We start from the raw sequence: 18,364 nt of genomic DNA on the forward strand, positions 1-18,364 counted from the left end.
ATCGATTTTAAATTAGTTAAATATTCTATAAAATCATTCCAAACTCAATTACTTGAAATTTATGGAAAGTCGCTTAACAAGCCATAATGTATTCCCGTCCCTCGCCATTTTGATGATAGCGACAGGGACACTAATTTGGTATTCAAGCTTGTCTACCAATATTCGCGAACTCATTTATTGGTTACCCTATGGCTTTGCTACCATTATCACAATGCTGGCGCTGCAGTTTAATCGACGGCAGTTATTCGTGGTAGCACTTGTAAACACTTTTAGTTATTGGTTAATAGTCAACTACTTACAGCAACCGCTCGCAGAGCCAACTGCTTCGACCTGCTTTACTGTGCTCGGTTTATTCATTCCTTTCAACTTGTTTCTTAATCAATTAGTCAAAGATAACGGCTGGATAACTCGGCGAGCTCTCGTTTGGTATATTTGCTTAGCATTACAAATGCTAAGCATACCAGTCATCATCGACTTTTTTGCCCTCGATATGCAAGGTATGATTAAACAATGGTTTAGCCCCCGCCCGCTCGAAGGCCTCGTGATTAGCCTAAATGCGCTCGGGTTCATCATGTTTTGTTTGGTTATCTCATTTATTCGTTTCATCAATAAACCAACCAGTATTTCGATTGGACTGTTTTTTAGTTTCTTAGCCAGTACCTTTCCGTTGATTTTTCTCGACAGAGAAGCTATTTCTTCAATTTTTTTTACAGCATCGATGTTAATCATGTTGTTCAGCGGATTTAATGCTTCACATGAACTGGCTTATCGCGATGAGCTCACCGGATTATTAGGTCGACGCATGTTATTTGAGCGCTTAGCTGGACTGTCTAAAAACTATTGCCTAGCCATGGTGGATATTGACCATTTCAAAAAATTTAATGATACCTATGGCCATGATGTGGGTGATGATGTCTTGGCGATGGTGGCAGCAAAGCTGGACCAAATTGAAGGTGGAGGTCAAGTGTTTCGTTATGGGGGAGAAGAGTTCACGGTATTATTTAAGGGCAAGCAACTCGAGCATGCCAAAATATTTTTAGATGACATACGCGAGCTCATTGCTCAAACCCCTTTCGCTATTCGTGATAATAACAGTCGTAATACCAGCGATAAATCACGCCGAGGGGAACAACCCGAGCCTAAAAATACGGTACAAATTACGGTAAGTATTGGAGTGGCAGAGAAATCTAATCTACACGCCAGTGCAGAGGAAGTGATAAAAGATGCAGATAATGCCTTGTATGAAGCGAAAAAGAAGGGGCGCAATGTCGTGATAGGATAAGGCTTAGCAAGCTAAGCCTTATTGTTTACTTGCTACACAACCGCTGCTATCGCTTCACATAATGCTTGCATATTGTCTTTGGTCATCCCGGCGACGCTGATCCGACCCGAGCCAACAATATATACCGCATGTTGCTCTTTTAAGATTTGCACTTGTTGTTTACTTAAACCAGAGAACGAGAACATACCATTCTGGCGCTGAATAAAGCTGTAATCACCCTCAGCGCCTTTTTCAGCTAACGTGGCAACAAACAAGTCACGCATTTCTTTAATCCGCTCACGCATCTCTGTGACTTCGCTATGCCATTGCGCTTTTAGCTCTGGGTTTTGCAAAATTGTAGTCACCACAGCAGCGCCGTGAGATGGTGGATTCGAGTAGTTCGCTCGAATACCTGCTTTTACTTGGCTAAATGCCGCGGCGCCCTGCTCTTTGTTTTGAGCAACCAAAGTGAATGCACCCACCCGCTCATTATATAAGCCAAAGTTTTTAGAAAAAGAACTGGCAACCATTAACTCTTTAATTTGTTCGGCAAAAAGTCGCAAACCAGCGGCATCTTCTTCCACACCTATAGAAAACCCTTGGTAAGCGAAATCAAACAATGGCAATATCTTTTTGCTTGCTGCTAAATTGGCTAATTGCTGCCATTGTTCAATTGTTGGGTCGATGCCAGTAGGATTATGACAACAGCCGTGGAAAAGCACTAAGTCGCCCGCACTAACGTGCTCTAAAGAACTTAACATCGCTGCAAAGTCGAGATCTTGGGTCTCTGGGTTGTAGTAATCGTAAGCTTTTACTTCAAGGCCTAAGGCTTTAAAAATATTGCCGTGGTTGGCCCAAGTTGGGTTACTCACCCAAACAGTACGTACACCTAAATGATTATAAGCGAATTCAGCGGCATTATGCAGAGCCCCGGTACCACCTGGCGACTGAGCCGTAAAAGCGCGTTGGCTGCTTACGATTTCACTATTTTCACCAAACAACAGTTTCTGTACTTCCAAGCCATAAGCAGGATTACCTTCAATACTAAGATAAGACTTACTACTTTCCGTTTCCAGTAACTTCTGCTCTGCAATTTTAACGGTCTTTAAAACTGGAGTTGCACCAGCTTCGTTTTTATAAATACCGACTCCTAGATTAATCTTGTTAAGACGGGGATCGGCTTTAAAAGCTTCAGTTAAACCTAAAATGGGATCTGCCGCGGCCGCGGAAACACGCTCAAACATACTTTCCTCACTGCTAATTACTTGCCTGTATTGAGCGAAGATTACCTTAAGTTTAGAAAGCTGTCTTTATGTAGAGGAAAAAATAACAAGTAAATTTTGATTTAACGCATTAATTTGGATTAAGTCGAGATTTTTGATAATTTTAAACACCTATGAATAAGGATAGATTAAGATGCTTGCATCGCAAACTAGAGAACCAGCTATATGGATTTAAGTTTAGGTTTTATTGTAAAAAAATGGTTAGGTTCGTTACTGATGCCTCTCAACATTTCGCTATTTTTTTTGGTGTTATCACTTTACTTTTGCCTCACTAAACGGCCTTATCGCGCCGCGATCACCCTTTTACCTGCTTTAGTCATATTATTGCTTACCAGTAATCCTTGGTGGGTTAATCAGCAGTTAATCGCAAACGAGCGACAAGTTCTGCCTCCGAGTCAGCTGGTCAATAGTTTTGACTTTGTTGTGGTCTTGGGGGGCGGACATATCAGTGACCCCTTGTTGTCCCCTACTGAGCAACTCAGTCGTTCATCTTTTGCCCGCATCACTAAGGGCATCGAATTGAGTCTTGTGAATCCACAGAGCCGCTTAATCGTATCTGGTTATGGTGGAAGCGATCCCAATAGTAATGCTGAATTAATGCAAAAGGTTGCTACAGCAGCTAATATTCCGCCAGCCAATATTATCACCATTCCAAAAGCGATGGATACAGAGCAAGAAGCCGCAGTCATCGCTAGTTATATTGGTCAACGACCTACAGCGCTGATTACCAGTGCAACCCATATGCAACGCGCACTGCAGTACTTCCGTCAATACTCGAACAACATTAGTCCTGTTCCCACGGATTACTTAGGGAAAGAAGCCCAAGGAAAACAACGCCTTTACGAATTTTTACCGGATGCTCGCTTCATCTATCGTTATGATGCGGTTTGGCACGAGAAATTGGGGATTTGGTGGCAAAAAATTCGTGACCATTTTTCATAATCGTTTGTTTTAGATCAGCTACTTTCAGTTTTAACCAGATAATTTCGTGTAAACACTACGATTTTGTAATTTATTCTCTATAATCGAGCCAATTTACTTAAAGGAGAAAGCGTGATGAGAACACCTCTTGTAATGGGTAACTGGAAGCTAAACGGTACGAAAGATTCAGTTACTGCGTTAGTGAATGGTTTAATTGAGCCAGCAAAAGCTGCAACCAATGTACAAACAGCGATTTGCCCCCCAGTGATTTTCTTAGGTCAAGTAGAAGCCTTAGTCGGTGACGCTCCTATCGCTTACGGCGCGCAAGATGCTAGTGTGAACGTTTCTGGTGCATTTACAGGTGAAAATTCACCCGTCATGTTAAAAGAATTCGGCTGTACTTACAGCTTGGTTGGCCACAGCGAACGTCGCCAATACCATAACGAAACTGACGCAGTCGTAGCCGCAAAATTCAAAGCAATTCAGGAAAACCAATTAGTACCTGTTCTTTGTATTGGTGAAACGCTTGAAGAGAATGAAAGCGGAAAAACTGAAGCTGTTGTTGAAGCTCAATTAAAAGCTGTAATTGAGCTTTGTGGTATTGATGCCCTAGCTAATGCAGTGATTGCTTACGAGCCGGTATGGGCCATTGGTACTGGTAAGTCAGCAACGTCTGAGCAAGCACAAGCGGTTCATGCTCATATCCGTGGCTGGTTAGCAGCACAAAGCGCAAGTGTTGCAGAAAAAGTTCAAATTCTTTACGGCGGTAGCGTAAAAGCTGCGACTGCAAAAGAATTGTTCTCTCAAGCTGACATTGACGGCGCGCTTGTTGGCGGAGCTTCATTAATGGCTGAAGAGTTTGGCGCAATTATTCTTGCTGCGAACTAATCACGATTCATTGTTATTAAGCCGCGACGTTTAGCATCGCGGCTTTTTTTTAACTCATTTTTATAAGTTGTTGATGTAACTCTGCGATACTATCACGCAAGCTTGCGGCTTGTTCAAACTCAAGTTCCTTCGCATGACCAATCATTTGCTTTTCTAAATCAGCAATTTTCTTTAACATCATCTCTGGAGTCAGAGTTCGATATTGTGCTTGTGGTTCTGTAGCTTGCAGCGCTTTTGATTTTCCAAAGTTACTAATATCGACAACTTTTTTGTTGAGTTTTTGGGGAATAATCCCCCGCTCTTGATTGTAAGCATGTTGAATTTCACGACGTCGGTTGGTCTCAGAGATAGCTTTATCCATCGAACCAGTAATTTTGTCCCCGTACAAAATAGCTTTGCCTTGCGGATGTCGGGCAGCACGGCCAATGGTTTGGATCAAAGACCGTTCTGAACGCAAGAAGCCTTCCTTATCCGCATCCAGAATAGCGACTAACGAAACTTCCGGCATGTCTAAACCTTCTCGTAGCAAGTTAATCCCAACCAGTACGTCAAAGATCCCCATACGTAAGTCTCGAATGATTTCAACCCGCTCTACAGTATCAATATCGGAGTGTAAATAACGCACTTTAACTTGATGCTCTGCCAGATACTCGCTTAAATCCTCGGCCATTCGCTTCGTCAGCGTAGTTACAAGCACTCGTTCATCAATCGCTGTTCTAATTCGGATCTCTGATAGTAAATCATCTACTTGGGTGGCAACGGGTCGCACTTCAATGACCGGATCCAGCAACCCTGTGGGCCTAACGACCTGCTCAACAAATTCTTGATTAGTTTTCTCAAGTTCATAGGTACTCGGCGTCGCCGAAACAAAAATAGTTTGCGGCGCAATCGACTCGAATTCTTCAAATTTTAATGGTCGATTGTCCAGCGCTGAAGGCAAGCGAAAACCGTAATTCACTAAATTTTCTTTTCGTGAACGGTCACCTTTATACATCGCGCCAATTTGCGGTACGGTGACGTGCGACTCATCTATCACCATCAGCCCATCAGCAGGAAGATAATCTAATAAGGTTGGTGGTGGCTCGCCGGGGGCGCGACTGGAGAGATATCGGGAGTAGTTTTCAATCCCAGAGCAATATCCCAATTCATTCATCATTTCGATGTCAAACAAAGTCCGTTGGGAAATTCGTTGCTCTTCAATAAGCTTATTAACGTCAAGCAACTGCCTTTTACGCTCATTTAACTCTTCTTTAATGGAAGAAATTGCGTTAACGATAGTTTCGCGAGGAGTAACATAGTGCGTTTTAGGAAAAATAGTTGCCCTGACCATCGAAGCTTCTTCTACTCCGGTGAGCGGGTCAAAGCTGCTGAGTCGTTCTACTTCACCGTCAAATAATTCTATACGTAAAGCATTTTTATCGGATTCAGCAGGAAAAACATCGATTACATCTCCCCTAACCCGAAAGGTTGAGCGTTGAAATGCCGCATCATTACGAGAATATTGTAATTCCGCGAGACGTCGTAAAATGGCCCGTTGGTCAATCATATCCCCAACACTCAAGTGCAACATCATCTGTAAATACGACTGTGGATCTCCCAAACCATAAATTGCAGAAACTGAAGCAACTAACACCACGTCCCTACGCTCTAATAGCGCCTTAGTGGCCGAGAGTCGCATCTGTTCAATATGCGAGTTAACCGAAGCATCTTTCTCAATAAAGGTATCAGTGGTCGGTACGTAGGCTTCTGGTTGGTAATAATCGTAGTAAGATACAAAAAACTCGACGGCGTTATGAGGGAAAAATTCCTTCATTTCACCATATAGCTGCGCAGCTAAAGTTTTGTTTGGCGCCAAAATAATTGTTGGACGGTTTTGTTCGGCAATCACGTTGGCTATGGTAAAAGTTTTACCGGAGCCAGTGACACCTAGCAAGGTTTGGTGAGCTAAGCCATCTGCTAAGCCTTCATTTAGACTTTCAATCGCTTTAGGTTGATCGCCTGCAGGCGTATATTCAGAAACCAAATCGAAAGTTTTTTTCATAAATCGATAACCAACTAAAAACCAGATGAGCGTCATTCTACTCGAATGTCGCTCAGTTTAAATAAGCGCGCGATAGCTATCAGCCAATTTATTGCGGTTCAGTAGAGAATATCGGTTTTGTATAATTAACAGCAGAAATTGCTGAATTGTGTACAGTAAACTTCTTGTAACAAAAAGTAATGCACACCGATTTTTTTGTTAAATGCAATATTTATTTTCTCGGTCGAATTTTGAGCTTTTATCCTAGAAATAACAATAAGTGTTTGTTATATATAGAGTTAAGCTTATTTTTGAATTTCGTTTAATTTCTCTTGACCCCGCGTCTTTATTGGCCTGCAGCCAGATATAATATTTTAATGCACATAGTTATCCACAAAATCAGTGGATAAGTCATAGAAACATCCACAACCAAAGGCTTTGCGGGATTGTGTATAAATCTCAGCAATAAAGTGTAGCGCACTGCAAGAGTTTAACCATGATGACACACCGAGTTTAAAAAATTTTGGCAAGCAATTTTGAAAATATCGCAAACCCGATGTCACAGAGCTTCGCAAAACTATCTTCCTAAGCTCACCGCAAACTTTTGCTATGAATTAAACGGCAGCCTGGTGCTAAATGCGTGACAAGCGCAGTGCAGAGCAAGCCTTCAAATTGGTTTTAGGGTATTTGGTTAAAACGACTTTTTAGCGCCATGTGTAGGTATAAGACCTTTGTTATTCGACACCTAAATAAAGTGAGCGTTGTTGGCTATTTCAATTTACGGCAGATTCGTGAACAACATCGTTTAGGCTCACCCCACTATTTTCCCATTATTGACGCATGTTTTAAGGTAACGATTCAATACAAGCATAAGGTAATGCTAACCACTGCCTATTATTTAAGACAGGCATAAACGACCAGCTCTGCAGTAAGTAAACATAGCAACGCGACACTTTAGGCAAGGCATCACAAACTACTTTACGATAGGCAGCCAGCATGACTTTGTTGGTTACGTACAACGAATTACATCAGACGCCAATTCAGCAGTTTTTCATCACCGCTGAGCAAGATTTGATCGAAGATGGGTGATATGTGGATGTAGTTTGAGCAAACAAACACTATTTATCATTTTTGAGGTAGAATTAGTTGACAGCTATCAGGGCAATTATTACTATGCGCCCCGCACTTAAGCAAAGCGATTCCCCAGTAGCTCAGTTGGTTAGAGCGGTGGACTGTTAATCCATGTGTCGTTGGTTCAACTCCAACCTGGGGAGCCAATCTGTTTCGCTTTAGTACATATCAAGATTCCCCAATAGCTCAGTTGGTAGAGCGGTGGACTGTTAATCCATGTGTCGTTGGTTCAAGCCCAACTTGGGGAGCCAATCTTGATGACAATAAGTTAGACCTTATATGATTCCCCAATAGCTCAGTTGGTAGAGCGGTGGACTGTTAATCCATGTGTCGTTGGTTCAAGCCCAACTTGGGGAGCCAATCATATAAGCAGATAGTGTTGATAATTCCCCAATAGCTCAGTTGGTAGAGCGGTGGACTGTTAATCCATGTGTCGTTGGTTCAAGCCCAACTTGGGGAGCCACATCAAAACTATCGTAGGTAAATGCTGATAATTCCCCAGTAGCTCAGTTGGTAGAGCGGTGGACTGTTAATCCATGTGTCGTTGGTTCAAGCCCAACCTGGGGAGCCATTATCTAGCTCACTCTTCTGTTAAATATTGTTTATTCTAGCTAGTTGATCTCAATTCACTAACCATCTGATAGATAAGTCTATTGTTTACATGTATTATCATTAAATATTGCTGATTTAATGAACAGGTAGATTATGAAAGGCCTTAGAACATTCTTTGTTGTAAACGCTCTTTTATTTATCGCTTTATGGGGTGGATTAGTCAGTGTTCATGTGCAACTGTTTAAGCAAGATTTAGCACACGAAAATCAACAAATTAATACCCTACTACAGCTGCAATTAAATGATGACGCACAGCTCAAGCAAACTTACTTACAACAGCTGCTTGAGCAGCATAAACTCAGTTTTATTTCAACGCAGTTAGCCATTGATAACAACCTTGCCTTAGTTGGCCCTCCCCAACATTGGTTGGTAGAGCTGGTTGAACCCAATAAAACAAAACTACAAACGATCACCGTCGACAATTACCAGGTTAACTATAAACCGTCTTTCGAATTTGTCAGCGACAACTACCTTAAGCTCTATTTAACCATTGCTGGTATTTGTTTATTTGGTTATGTATTAACCAGCCTTCTATTCTTGCGTTCAATCTCGCGCGTAAAAAGTAAACTTAAAACGCTACTAAATACCGAACGTTATGTCGATGAACAACCCGTATTAGGCTCCGTGGGAGAATTGATTAAAGAACAAAAATTACAACTCACTCAGCAAATCCGCGAACAAAAACATGCGATTGGCCAATTAGAAAAACAAGTTGCATTAGATCCTTTAACTGGCCAGTTAAATCGCCATTCATTTCGCCAGAAAATGCAAAGTCTATTAAAATCTGAACTCAAAGATACTGTACTATTTTTAGTCAGAGCTTCTCAGTTACAAGAAATTAATAAAGTGCGAGGTCATCAAGCCGGAGATGAATATATACAAGAAGTGGCTAATATCATCGATTACAACCGTAAAGAATACCACAACAGCTTATTATACCGTTTGCTTGGCGCTGAATTTGCGTTGATCATTCCAAGACTACCTGCGACTCGAATCAGTCAAGTCGCGCAAAACTTAAGCGCGTCATTTAGTGATTTGAGTCATCGTAAACAAATGCAAAGTGCCGCCTACATCGGTATCACCGAATTTAAAAATGGAGATACTATCGAGCGAATCATCACCCGAGCAGATGCCGCCTTAGAAATCGCCCAAAGTCTTTCTCCAAATGCTTGGGAGCTGGTACTCGAAGATAGCCATACTCTCGAGAGTAGCGAACTACAATGGCATACGACCCTCAGTTCATTATTAACACACCAGCGCTTTCGTATCGCTTCTCAGGCCATTCAATCACTGCATCGTACAATGCCCGCTTATCATGAAGTTTTCATTCGTTTCTTATCTGAAGACCAGCAACAATTGCCTACCGAAACATGTTTAGTTATGGCTGAACGTCTTGGGTTAATTGCAAAACTCGAACAATCGACCCTTGCTTATGTATTGCAAACCATCGCCGAACAGAATGCAGAATATCGCTGGGGGATCAACCTGAGTAAGTTAGTTTTAATCGACCCGAGTTTTTGCACCTGGTTAAGTCAAGAATTGTCAAAATACCCCAACCTGCAATCACGAGTCGTATTTGAACTAGAAGAAGAAGTTCTGAATTTGCACTTAAGCAATGCAAAAAAATTGTTCGAAATATTAAGGAAAAACAGTTGCCATACCGCTATTGCAGACTTTGGTACGGGGATCGGCTCTTTTAAGCTATTTAAAGAATTGAAGCCAAACTATGTAAAAATTAGCAGCGATTTAGTGCAACAACTTGCAAATGACAAATCCAACCAGCAACTGGTCGGTATGCTGGTGGAAGTGTCGCACCGCTTAGGCTGCCAAGTTATCGCTCAAGGCGTTGAGACATTAGAACAAAAACAACTTTTGGAATCGATGTATGTTGATAGCTTGCAAGGCTATTTAATTGCCCGACCCAAGCTCATACATTGAGTCACGCAAGGGGTGTTGATATATAACCTGATTACTACTGCCCCGCCAAACTAACTTAGCATCGGCTAAGCTTTGTTCGAACTTACCATCGATAAGTGTATCAATCATTCGTACGATATCTTGTTGCGCAGGATTAAGCTCGGCTAAGCGATAACCAGTCCATAACCAAATATCTTTGCCAATACATTCAGTTTTAACTCGTAATACTAAACGTTTAATCGCTGCGAGGTTGTTAGGATGCAGTGGATCGCCACCAGTCAAACTTAAACCTTTGCGTTTAATTCGAGGGTCATTTAGATCATCAATAATTTTCTGTTCTAAGGCATCGGTAAATTCATGCCCCGCATCACAACGCCAAGACTTCTGATTATAACAGCCCTTACACTGATGCTCACAACCAGCAACAAACAAGGTACAACGCGTACCCTGTCCATTCACCACGTCGATCGTATGGTAGCTAAGATAATGCATTTACAGATGTTTGACCCGACGCTTCACTTCTTCTTGTTTGCCATAGTTAAACGGACGTGCATCAGGACTACCTAAGTAACCGCAAACCCGACGAATAACCGATACCTTACTGGCTTCACTATTGCCACATGAAGGACATTCAAAGCCTTTGCTGGTACAGTTAAATTCGCCCGTAAAATGACATTCATAACACTCATCAATCGGCGTATTTGTCCCATAATAAGGCACCCGATCATAGCTATAGTCCCAAACGTCTTCTAGGGCTTCTGTATTATGTTGCATATTTGGATATTCACCATAGCAAATAAACCCGCCGCTAGAGATCGCAGGGTAAGGCTGTTCAAAGTCGATCTTATCAAACGGATTGACCTGTTTCTCTACATCCAAATGGAAACTATTGGTGTAATAACCTTTATCCGTAACTCCTGCTATCACCCCAAACTTCTTCGCATCTAAACGACAGAAACGGTCACATAAATTCTCACTAGGCGTACTATACAAGCTGAAAGCATAACCACTTTCTTTCTCCCAACGCAGAGTTGCTTGTTTCAGCACCGTTACGATCCCAAGGGCCTTTTGTCGTAACTGTTTACTATCGTAAACATGTTGGTCATCAGCATATAAAGCATTTACTGTTTCATGTAGGCCAATATAACCCAATGAAATAGAAGCTCGACCATTTTCAAATATTTTGGAGACATCGTCTTCGGCGTTTAAGCGAACACCACAAGCTCCTTCCATATATAAAATAGGAGCAACTTTGGCTTTCACCCCTTTTAGACGCTCTATTCGGGTATCAAGACCTTGCTTGGCGATACTTAAACGTTGGTCTAACAACTCATAGAATCGTTGTTCATCCCCTTTTGCTTCGATGGCTATCCGCGGTAAATTTAAACTGACAACACCGAGGTTATTTCGACCATCATGGACTTCTTTACCGCCCTCTTGATAAGGTCCCAAGAAACTGCGACACCCCATTGGGGTTTTAAAAGAACCGGTCACTTCAACGACTTTGTCGTAGTTCAAAATATCAGGGTACATTCGTTTAGATGCACACTCTAAGGCAAGTTGTTTAATATCGTAACTCGGATCTTCAGGCTTATGATTTAAACCATCTTTAATCGCAAAGACCAATTTAGGGAATACCGCGGTTTTGGCATTTTTGCCTAAACCTGCAATACGATTTTGTAAAATTGAGCGCTGAATCAACCGTGCCGCCCAACAGGAGCCTAAACCAAAACCGAAGGTGACAAACGGTGTTTGCCCGTTGGCTGTATGTAAAGTATTCACTTCATACTCTAAAGACTGAAAAGCATCATGACATTCTTTCTCAGTTTGTGCTTTCGCATAAGCCTCTTGATCCGCTATTTCCCATTGTTTAGCAGTAGCTAAATGCTTTTCATGACTTTTGAGAACATAAGGCGCCAGAATCTCATCAATTCGATTGATAGTTGTGCCACCATAAATATGACTCGCAACCTGAGCAATAATCTGCGCTGTCACCGCAGTTGCAGTAGAAATGGACTTTGGCGTCTCAATTTCAGCATTGCCCATTTTAAAACCACCAGTGAGCATGCCTTCAAGGTCAATTAGCATACAATTAAACATCGGAAAAAATGGAGCGTAGTCTAAGTCATGGAAGTGGATCTCACCGCTATCGTGAGCCTTAACAACATCTCGAGGTAACAAATGGGTTTTCGCATAATGCTTTGCAACAATCCCGGCTAAAAGATCACGTTGAGTCGGGATCACTTTGCTATCTTTATTGGCGTTCTCATTAAGCAAGGCGGCATTACTTTGCTCGACCAGTCCTCTGATTTCGTTATTTAAAACGCTACGTTTGTCGCGGGCAACATCTCGATCATGACGATACTCAATATAGGCGCGAGCCAAAGTCTTATTGTCATTTTCCATCAGGCAATTTTCAACTGAGGCTTGAATGTCGTTGATATCAACTTCTGCCAGATTGATAAATTGTTCGGTCACCTGCTGCGCTATTTGTAATGCGACAAGATTATCTTTTACGCCTAAAGCCTCTGCGGCTTTCAATACGGCGTCAACAATCCGTTTAGCGTCGTAAGGTACACGGCTTCCGTCTCGCTTGATCACGACTGTTTTCACGATTTACGCTCCAATTTTACTCACTCATTCATTAGAAAATTGCGGAACCCGCGCTACCAAAGGCTTAGCTGTCGATATTGTATAAAAAAGCATCTGGATGATCGGATAACCATATATTGTGGTTGAGAATTGTAGTTCCCACTAGATATGGTAGTCGAGAAGTTTAAACGTTAAAGCAAAATCAAATGATCAAGATCAAGCTAAGCTAAAAAAGCTGATCTGTTTGCCTAAAAATGCTCCACAAATCACGGCAAAATTTATGGCCTTTTTCCACAGTGATCTCACGGTTGTTATAAAGACCACAAACGGGGATAATACGCTTTTGTTTGGCTGCATCTTATATAAATGACTGAATATCTGTTGTTATTGATTAGTACCGTACTGGTTAACAACTTTGTACTGGTTAAGTTCTTGGGCCTGTGTCCCTTCATGGGGGTTTCTAGCAAAGTAGAAACCGCTATAGGAATGGCATTAGCCACTACATTTGTATTGACTCTGGCTTCTATGTGCTCGTATCTGGTCGAACAGTATATTTTGGCGCCACTAGATATCACCTATTTGCGTACCATGAGTTTTATCCTTGTGATCGCAGTTGTGGTTCAATTTACGGAAATGTTTGTCCAAAAAGCTAGCCCCGCATTGCACCGCGTATTGGGGATCTATTTACCCTTAATTACCACCAACTGTGCGGTGTTGGGCGTGGCGCTATTAAATATAAATGAGCAGCATGATCTATTTGAGTCCATCATTTATGGTTTTGGGGCTGCGGTCGGTTTCTCATTAGTACTGATACTATTTTCTGCCATGCGCGAACGTTTAGTCGTTGCCGATATTCCCCTCCCTTTTAAAGGGGCTGCGATCGCGATGATCACCGCTGGACTCATGTCTTTAGCCTTCGTCGGTTTTGCCGGCCTAATTAAGTAACCACAGCATGTTAGTAGCCTTAATTACCATTACTCTATTGGCCTTAGTATTTGGCGCCATTCTTGGTTATGCCGCAATTAAATATAAGGTGGAAGGCAATCCAATTGCGGATCAAGTCGAAAGCTTATTGCCGCAAACGCAGTGTGGCCAGTGTGGTCACCCTGGATGTCGTCCCTACGCCGAAGCCATCGCCAATGGTGAGCCCATCAATAAGTGCCCTCCCGGCGGGGACGAAACTATCGCTAAAATCGCAGATTTACTCGGTGTGGAAGCAATCCCTTTAGATGCAGCTGCAGTGAAAGAAGACGACCGTAAAAAAGTCGCCTTTATTATTGAAGATGCTTGTATCGGTTGCACCAAGTGCATTCAAGCTTGTCCAGTAGACGCGATTATGGGTTCCAATAAACACATGCACACGGTGATCGCAAAAGAATGTACCGGTTGCGAGTTGTGCGTTGCCCCCTGCCCAACTGATTGTATCGAAATGCGTCCAATTGAGACAACCACCAAAAATTGGGATTGGAAATTAAACCAAATTGACGTCTCAATCATTGAGGAACTGAAATAGATGGTGGCTTGGCTAGAAAAAATAAAACAAGGCTTTACCTGGAACTACCAAGGTGGGGTTCATCCTGAAACCAATAAACAGCTGATTAATTGCGAAAAACCAGAGTGGCTGGCGAACCCTGAGTATCTCACCATTCCTGTACAGCAACACATTGGCAGCGCTGCCAAATTATTAGTTGTCGTCGGCCAAAAAGTACTCCGTGGACAAGCATTAAATGAGTCGCAGTTTTATCAAGCGCCTCCGGTGCATGCCTCATGCTCCGGTACCATTGTTGCGATAGAACCTCGTGTCACAGCGCACGCCTCAGCGATTCCAGAGTTAGCGATCGTGATTAAGGTCGATGAACAACAACGAGATGCGGTTTGGCCTGCCCCCCTTAGCCAAAATCAACAAACCCCAGAACTTATTTGCCAGCGAGTCCATCAATCTGGGATTGCCGGTATGGGCGGAGCTGGATTCCCCACGGCTCTAAAAATAAGCCCACATAAGCCCTTAGATATACTCATTATTAACGGCGCCGAATGTGAGCCTTATATTACGGCTGATGACTGTTTAATGCGCAATTACCCAGCCGAAGTCATTAAAGGGGTACAAATATTACAAACAGCGCTGCAGCCGAAGTTAACAATTATTGCCATTGAAAATGATAAACCGGAAGCAATTGCAGCCTTAAGCAAGCACACCAATGATTCGATCATCATCCGTAGCATTCCCACCAAGTACCCTTCTGGCGGGGAAAAACAACTGATCGAAATTTTAACCGGACAACAAGTCACTGCCAGTCAATTACCTATCGATTTAGGAATGTTGGTGCAGAATGTTGGAACTGCCTATGCGGTTCATCGTGCAGTTGATATCGGTGAACCATTGATCTCTCGAATCGTAACTATCGCCGGAGATTTGGTTGAGCAGCCAGCTAACTACTGGCTACCCCTCGGGACCAGCGTCGCACATATATTGAGTGAAAAACTGCAAGTCGCCAACAATACTCCGACAATTATGGGCGGTTCGATGATGGGGTTCATGCTGCCCAATAATCAGGCTCCTATCGTAAAAACCAGTAACTGTTTAATTGTCAACCACCCACAAGCAGCCGCGACGGAATCCCCTTGTATTCGCTGCGGTGAATGTGCTCAAGCTTGTCCTATGGGCTTATTACCGCAACAACTTTACTGGTTTAGCCAAGCGGATGAGCTCAACAAAGCCCGCAGCTACAACATGATGGATTGTATCGAATGTGGTGCCTGTGCCTTTGTTTGTCCCAGTCAAATATCGCTAGTGCAGCACTACCGCACTGCCAAAGCTAAAATTAGAGCCGAAGATCTAGCGAAACAAGAAGCTGATATTGCCAAACAACGTTTTGAAGCCCGCCTCGCGCGTTTAGAAAAAGATAAATTAGAGCGAAAAGCCAAACATCAACAAGCTGCGCTCCGTAGACAAGAGCAAACCAATGCCAACTCTTCGGCCAACAAGCCTGATCCTGTTGCTGCGGCCTTGGCGCGGGTAAAACAATCGAAAGCTCAAGCTCCGGCAGCGATACAAACGACCAGCGGAGAATGGATCCCCGATAATCAACAAGCAATCGCCGAACGTGAAGCTCGTAAACAACAGCGCCGTTTGGCTAAAGAACAAGGACTCAAGGCCTCTAGTGATTCAAACGAGACTCAAGCTGAAAGCCACAGTGACAAAGCCAAATCAAGCAACCCTGCGGTGGCCGCAGCAATTGCTCGCGCCAAGGCTAAAAAGCTAGCCGCAACCGACACGGCACAAACAGAAACGCCAGTCGCAAACGACACCAAGGTAGCTGCCACCACTAAGTCGACTAACCCTGCGGTGGCCGCTGCAATTGCCCGCGCCAAGGCTAAAAAGCTAGCCGCAACCGACACGGTGCAAACAGAGACCCCTGTCGCAAACGACACCAAGGTAGCAGTCAAAGCCAAATCAACTAATCCTGCGGTGGCTGCAGCAATTGCCCGCGCCAAGGCTAAAAAGCTAGGGGCAACCGACGCTGCACAAACAGAAACGCCAGTCGCAAGCGATGCCAAGGTAGCAGTCAAAGCCAAATCGACTAATCCCGCGGTGGCCGCAGCAATTGCCCGCGCCAAGGCTAAAAAGCTAGCGGCAACCGACGCTGCGCAAACTGAAACGCCAGTCGCAGACGATGCCAAGGTAGCAGTCAAAGCCAAATCAACTAATCCCGCGGTGGCTGCAGCAATTGCCCGCGCCAAGGCTAAAAAGCTAGCAGCAACTGACACGGCACAAACAGAGACCCCTGTCGCTGACGACACCAAGGTAGCAGCAGCCACCACTAAGTCGACTAATCCTGCGGTGGCCGCTGCAGTTGCTCGCGCCAAGGCTAAAAAGCTAGCCGAAACCGACGCAGCACAAACAGAGACCCCAGTCGCTGATGATGCCAGCGTAGATCTGAAAGCCAAGTCGGCAACAACAAATCCTGCAGTCCTAGCTGCGATTGCCAAGGCTAAAGCGAAGAAACGTGCAGAGCAAACCAAACCACAAGAGACCAAGCCAAATGACCAGTAATACCCTGCAAAGCTCGCCGTTTGTACACAAGCCTGTAAAAACCAAGACTTTGATGTTTTCGGTTATTTTATGTCTTGTTCCCGGTTTCTTGGTACAAACTTACCAATTTGGGATCGGCACATTAGTGCAAGTGCTGTTAGCTAGTAGCATCGCGATCGCAAGTGAAACATTAATACTGTTACTACGTCGACGTCCCCTATGGCCAACGTTAAGTGACAACAGCGCATTAGTCACCGGAATATTACTCGGTTTAGCCCTACCCGCTTATGCGCCATGGTGGATGACTCTAATAGGCTCTTGCTTTGCCATTATCGTGGTCAAACACTTATATGGCGGCTTAGGTCATAACATTTTTAATCCAGCCATGGCGGCTTATGTATTGTTGCTGGTCTCTTTTCCAGTCAGCATGACCAGTTGGATGCCACCCCAGGCCTTATTACACGAATCATTTAGCAGTGTTGACGGTTTGGGCTTAATTTTTAATGGTTTCACAGTCGACGGCTTTAGCTTAAAACAAATTGCCAGCATCGATGGACATACCATTGCCACTCCACTCGATGAAATGAAAACCCAGCTCAAGCTTGGCTTCACCTCATCAGAGATCGCAAGTAAAGCAATCTATGGCGCCTTAGCTGGTGTTGGTTGGCAGTGGATAAACCTCGCTTACTTACTCGGAGGTTTAGCGCTACTTTACTTGAAAGTTATTCGCTGGCATATTCCACTAGCTTTTTTATCAATCTTATTGTTACTAAGTTTAATCTCTAACGCAATTAACCCAGATCATACGACGCCAATCTTGCTACAGCTCTTTTCTGGCGCAACAATGCTTGGCGCCTTCTTCATTTTGACGGATCCGGTCAGTGCTTCCACAACCAACCGAGGCCGGATTATTTATGGTGCTTTAGTCGCCTTATTCGTTTTTCTGATCCGAAATTACGGCGGCTATCCTGATGCCGTAGCCTTTGCCGTTTTACTGAGTAACATGGCGGTGCCAATGATTGACCATTTTACCAAACCAAAAGTTTACGGATACGGCGAAGGAAACAAACATGAGCACTAAGAGCCAATCCATCCGCAGCAATGCCATTATGTTGGCCACCTTTGCCTTCTGCTGTACCTTGCTAGTCGTCGTGGTGAACTACTTTACTGCACCACAAATCGAGCACCAGATTGAACAGCAACGTCGAAAATCGATGAATGAAGTTCTTCCCACTCAATTAACGAGTATTGCCTATCAGCAGCAATGTTATATCGACACTAATTTAGGGTACTTAGGGAGTGATAAGGCGCAAACCATTCGTGTGATCTCTAACAAAGGCCAAGTTCAAGCCTATGTATACCCAATTACTGCGCCTGATGGTTATGGCGGTGCAATTTCCTTGTTAGTTGGGGTTGAGGCAAACGGCAAGATAAGTGGGGTACGAGTTGTCCAACATAATGAAACTCCAGGCTTAGGTGACAAGATAGAAACCCGTAAATCGGATTGGATTTATCAATTTAATCAACAGTTCTTGTTAGATGAAAATGATAGTCGTTGGGCGGTTAAAAAAGATGGAGGTCAATTCGACGCTTTTACCGGAGCAACCATCACGCCTAGAGCTGTAGTGAAGGCGGTTAAGAAAGCTTTGATTTATCATGCCAAAAATCATCAAACCATCGGCATTTCTGCTGTTGATTGTTAACCC

At 43.5% G+C, this 18,364-nt stretch carries 13 protein-coding genes and 5 tRNA genes; 14 read left to right on the forward strand and 4 right to left on the reverse strand.

The features are described from left to right. The first annotated feature begins 61 nt into the window (after nucleotides 1–61). Entirely contained in the window at nucleotides 62–1,282 is a 1,221-nt protein-coding gene (locus ACRRSY_RS11155) for a GGDEF domain-containing protein (RefSeq protein ID WP_439033354.1), read from the forward strand. Nucleotides 1,283–1,314: 32 nt separating this feature from the next. Here the strand turns inward: ACRRSY_RS11155 and ACRRSY_RS11160 are convergent, their stop codons facing one another. Beyond that, a complete protein-coding gene (locus ACRRSY_RS11160; RefSeq protein WP_432463185.1) occupies nucleotides 1,315–2,505 on the reverse strand; it encodes an amino acid aminotransferase in 1,191 nt (396 codons plus the stop codon). 204 nt (nucleotides 2,506–2,709) lie between these two features. Between ACRRSY_RS11160 and ACRRSY_RS11165 the strand changes: the two genes are divergently transcribed. Both ACRRSY_RS11165 and tpiA read left to right on the forward strand, forming a co-directional pair. After that, nucleotides 2,710–3,486 (forward strand): ElyC/SanA/YdcF family protein, encoded by a 777-nt coding sequence (locus ACRRSY_RS11165; RefSeq protein WP_432453123.1) that lies wholly within the window; start codon nucleotides 2,710–2,712, stop codon nucleotides 3,484–3,486. A gap of 114 nt (nucleotides 3,487–3,600) precedes the next feature. Next, entirely contained in the window at nucleotides 3,601–4,353 is a 753-nt protein-coding gene (tpiA, locus tag ACRRSY_RS11170; protein WP_432453124.1) for a triose-phosphate isomerase, read from the forward strand. 49 nt (nucleotides 4,354–4,402) lie between these two features. Here tpiA and uvrB read toward each other — a convergent pair whose 3' ends face one another. After that, nucleotides 4,403–6,394, reverse strand: a complete 1,992-nt coding sequence (uvrB, locus tag ACRRSY_RS11175; protein ID WP_432453125.1) for an excinuclease ABC subunit UvrB — start codon at nucleotides 6,392–6,394, stop codon at nucleotides 4,403–4,405. Between the two features lie 1,179 nt (nucleotides 6,395–7,573). Here uvrB and ACRRSY_RS11180 point away from each other — a divergent pair. The 6 genes from ACRRSY_RS11180 (at nucleotide 7,574) to ACRRSY_RS11205 (ending at nucleotide 10,054) form a co-directional block, all read left to right on the forward strand. After that, nucleotides 7,574–7,650: transfer RNA gene (locus ACRRSY_RS11180), tRNA-Asn, on the forward strand. A 29-nt stretch (nucleotides 7,651–7,679) separates the two neighbouring features. Further along, a tRNA-Asn gene (locus ACRRSY_RS11185) sits at nucleotides 7,680–7,755 on the forward strand. A 33-nt stretch (nucleotides 7,756–7,788) separates the two neighbouring features. After that, nucleotides 7,789–7,864, forward strand: a tRNA-Asn gene (locus ACRRSY_RS11190). A 27-nt stretch (nucleotides 7,865–7,891) separates the two neighbouring features. After that, a tRNA-Asn gene (locus ACRRSY_RS11195) sits at nucleotides 7,892–7,967 on the forward strand. A gap of 32 nt (nucleotides 7,968–7,999) precedes the next feature. Next, a tRNA-Asn gene (locus ACRRSY_RS11200) sits at nucleotides 8,000–8,075 on the forward strand. A 134-nt stretch (nucleotides 8,076–8,209) separates the two neighbouring features. Continuing rightward, complete coding sequence (locus tag ACRRSY_RS11205; protein WP_432463186.1) at nucleotides 8,210–10,054, forward strand: EAL domain-containing protein; 1,845 nt, start codon at nucleotides 8,210–8,212, stop codon at nucleotides 10,052–10,054. Here the strand turns inward: ACRRSY_RS11205 and nrdG are convergent. Together nrdG and nrdD are read right to left on the reverse strand one after the other, a co-directional pair. After that, the gene (gene nrdG / locus ACRRSY_RS11210; RefSeq protein ID WP_432453128.1) at nucleotides 10,025–10,525 is read right to left on the reverse strand and encodes an anaerobic ribonucleoside-triphosphate reductase-activating protein; all 501 of its coding nucleotides are present in this window, start codon (nucleotides 10,523–10,525) and stop codon (nucleotides 10,025–10,027) included. The two genes, ACRRSY_RS11205 and nrdG, sit on opposite strands and share 30 nt — an antisense overlap. Then, the gene (gene nrdD / locus ACRRSY_RS11215; protein ID WP_432463187.1) at nucleotides 10,526–12,646 is read right to left on the reverse strand and encodes an anaerobic ribonucleoside-triphosphate reductase; all 2,121 of its coding nucleotides are present in this window, start codon (nucleotides 12,644–12,646) and stop codon (nucleotides 10,526–10,528) included. Between the two features lie 345 nt (nucleotides 12,647–12,991). Between nrdD and rsxA the strand changes: the two genes are divergently transcribed. The 5 genes from rsxA to rsxG are packed head-to-tail and all read left to right on the forward strand — an operon-like array spanning nucleotide 12,992 to nucleotide 18,361. Continuing rightward, a complete protein-coding gene (gene rsxA / locus ACRRSY_RS11220; RefSeq protein WP_432453130.1) occupies nucleotides 12,992–13,570 on the forward strand; it encodes an electron transport complex subunit RsxA in 579 nt (192 codons plus the stop codon). A gap of 7 nt (nucleotides 13,571–13,577) precedes the next feature. Continuing rightward, entirely contained in the window at nucleotides 13,578–14,138 is a 561-nt protein-coding gene (rsxB, locus tag ACRRSY_RS11225) for an electron transport complex subunit RsxB (protein ID WP_432463188.1), read from the forward strand. Beyond that, complete coding sequence (gene rsxC / locus ACRRSY_RS11230; protein WP_432463189.1) at nucleotides 14,139–16,679, forward strand: electron transport complex subunit RsxC; 2,541 nt, start codon at nucleotides 14,139–14,141, stop codon at nucleotides 16,677–16,679. Continuing rightward, on the forward strand, nucleotides 16,669–17,739 hold the full coding sequence (gene rsxD, locus ACRRSY_RS11235) for an electron transport complex subunit RsxD (protein ID WP_432463190.1): 1,071 nt from the start codon (nucleotides 16,669–16,671) through the stop codon (nucleotides 17,737–17,739). Before rsxC ends, rsxD begins: the two co-directional genes overlap by 11 nt. Beyond that, entirely contained in the window at nucleotides 17,729–18,361 is a 633-nt protein-coding gene (gene rsxG / locus ACRRSY_RS11240) for an electron transport complex subunit RsxG (RefSeq protein ID WP_432463191.1), read from the forward strand. Before rsxD ends, rsxG begins: the two co-directional genes overlap by 11 nt. Nucleotides 18,362–18,364 lie beyond the last annotated feature (3 nt).

Origin of the sequence: Agarivorans sp. QJM3NY_33 (assembly GCF_050870865.2) — a bacterium.
Lineage (GTDB): Bacteria > Pseudomonadota > Gammaproteobacteria > Enterobacterales > Celerinatantimonadaceae > Agarivorans.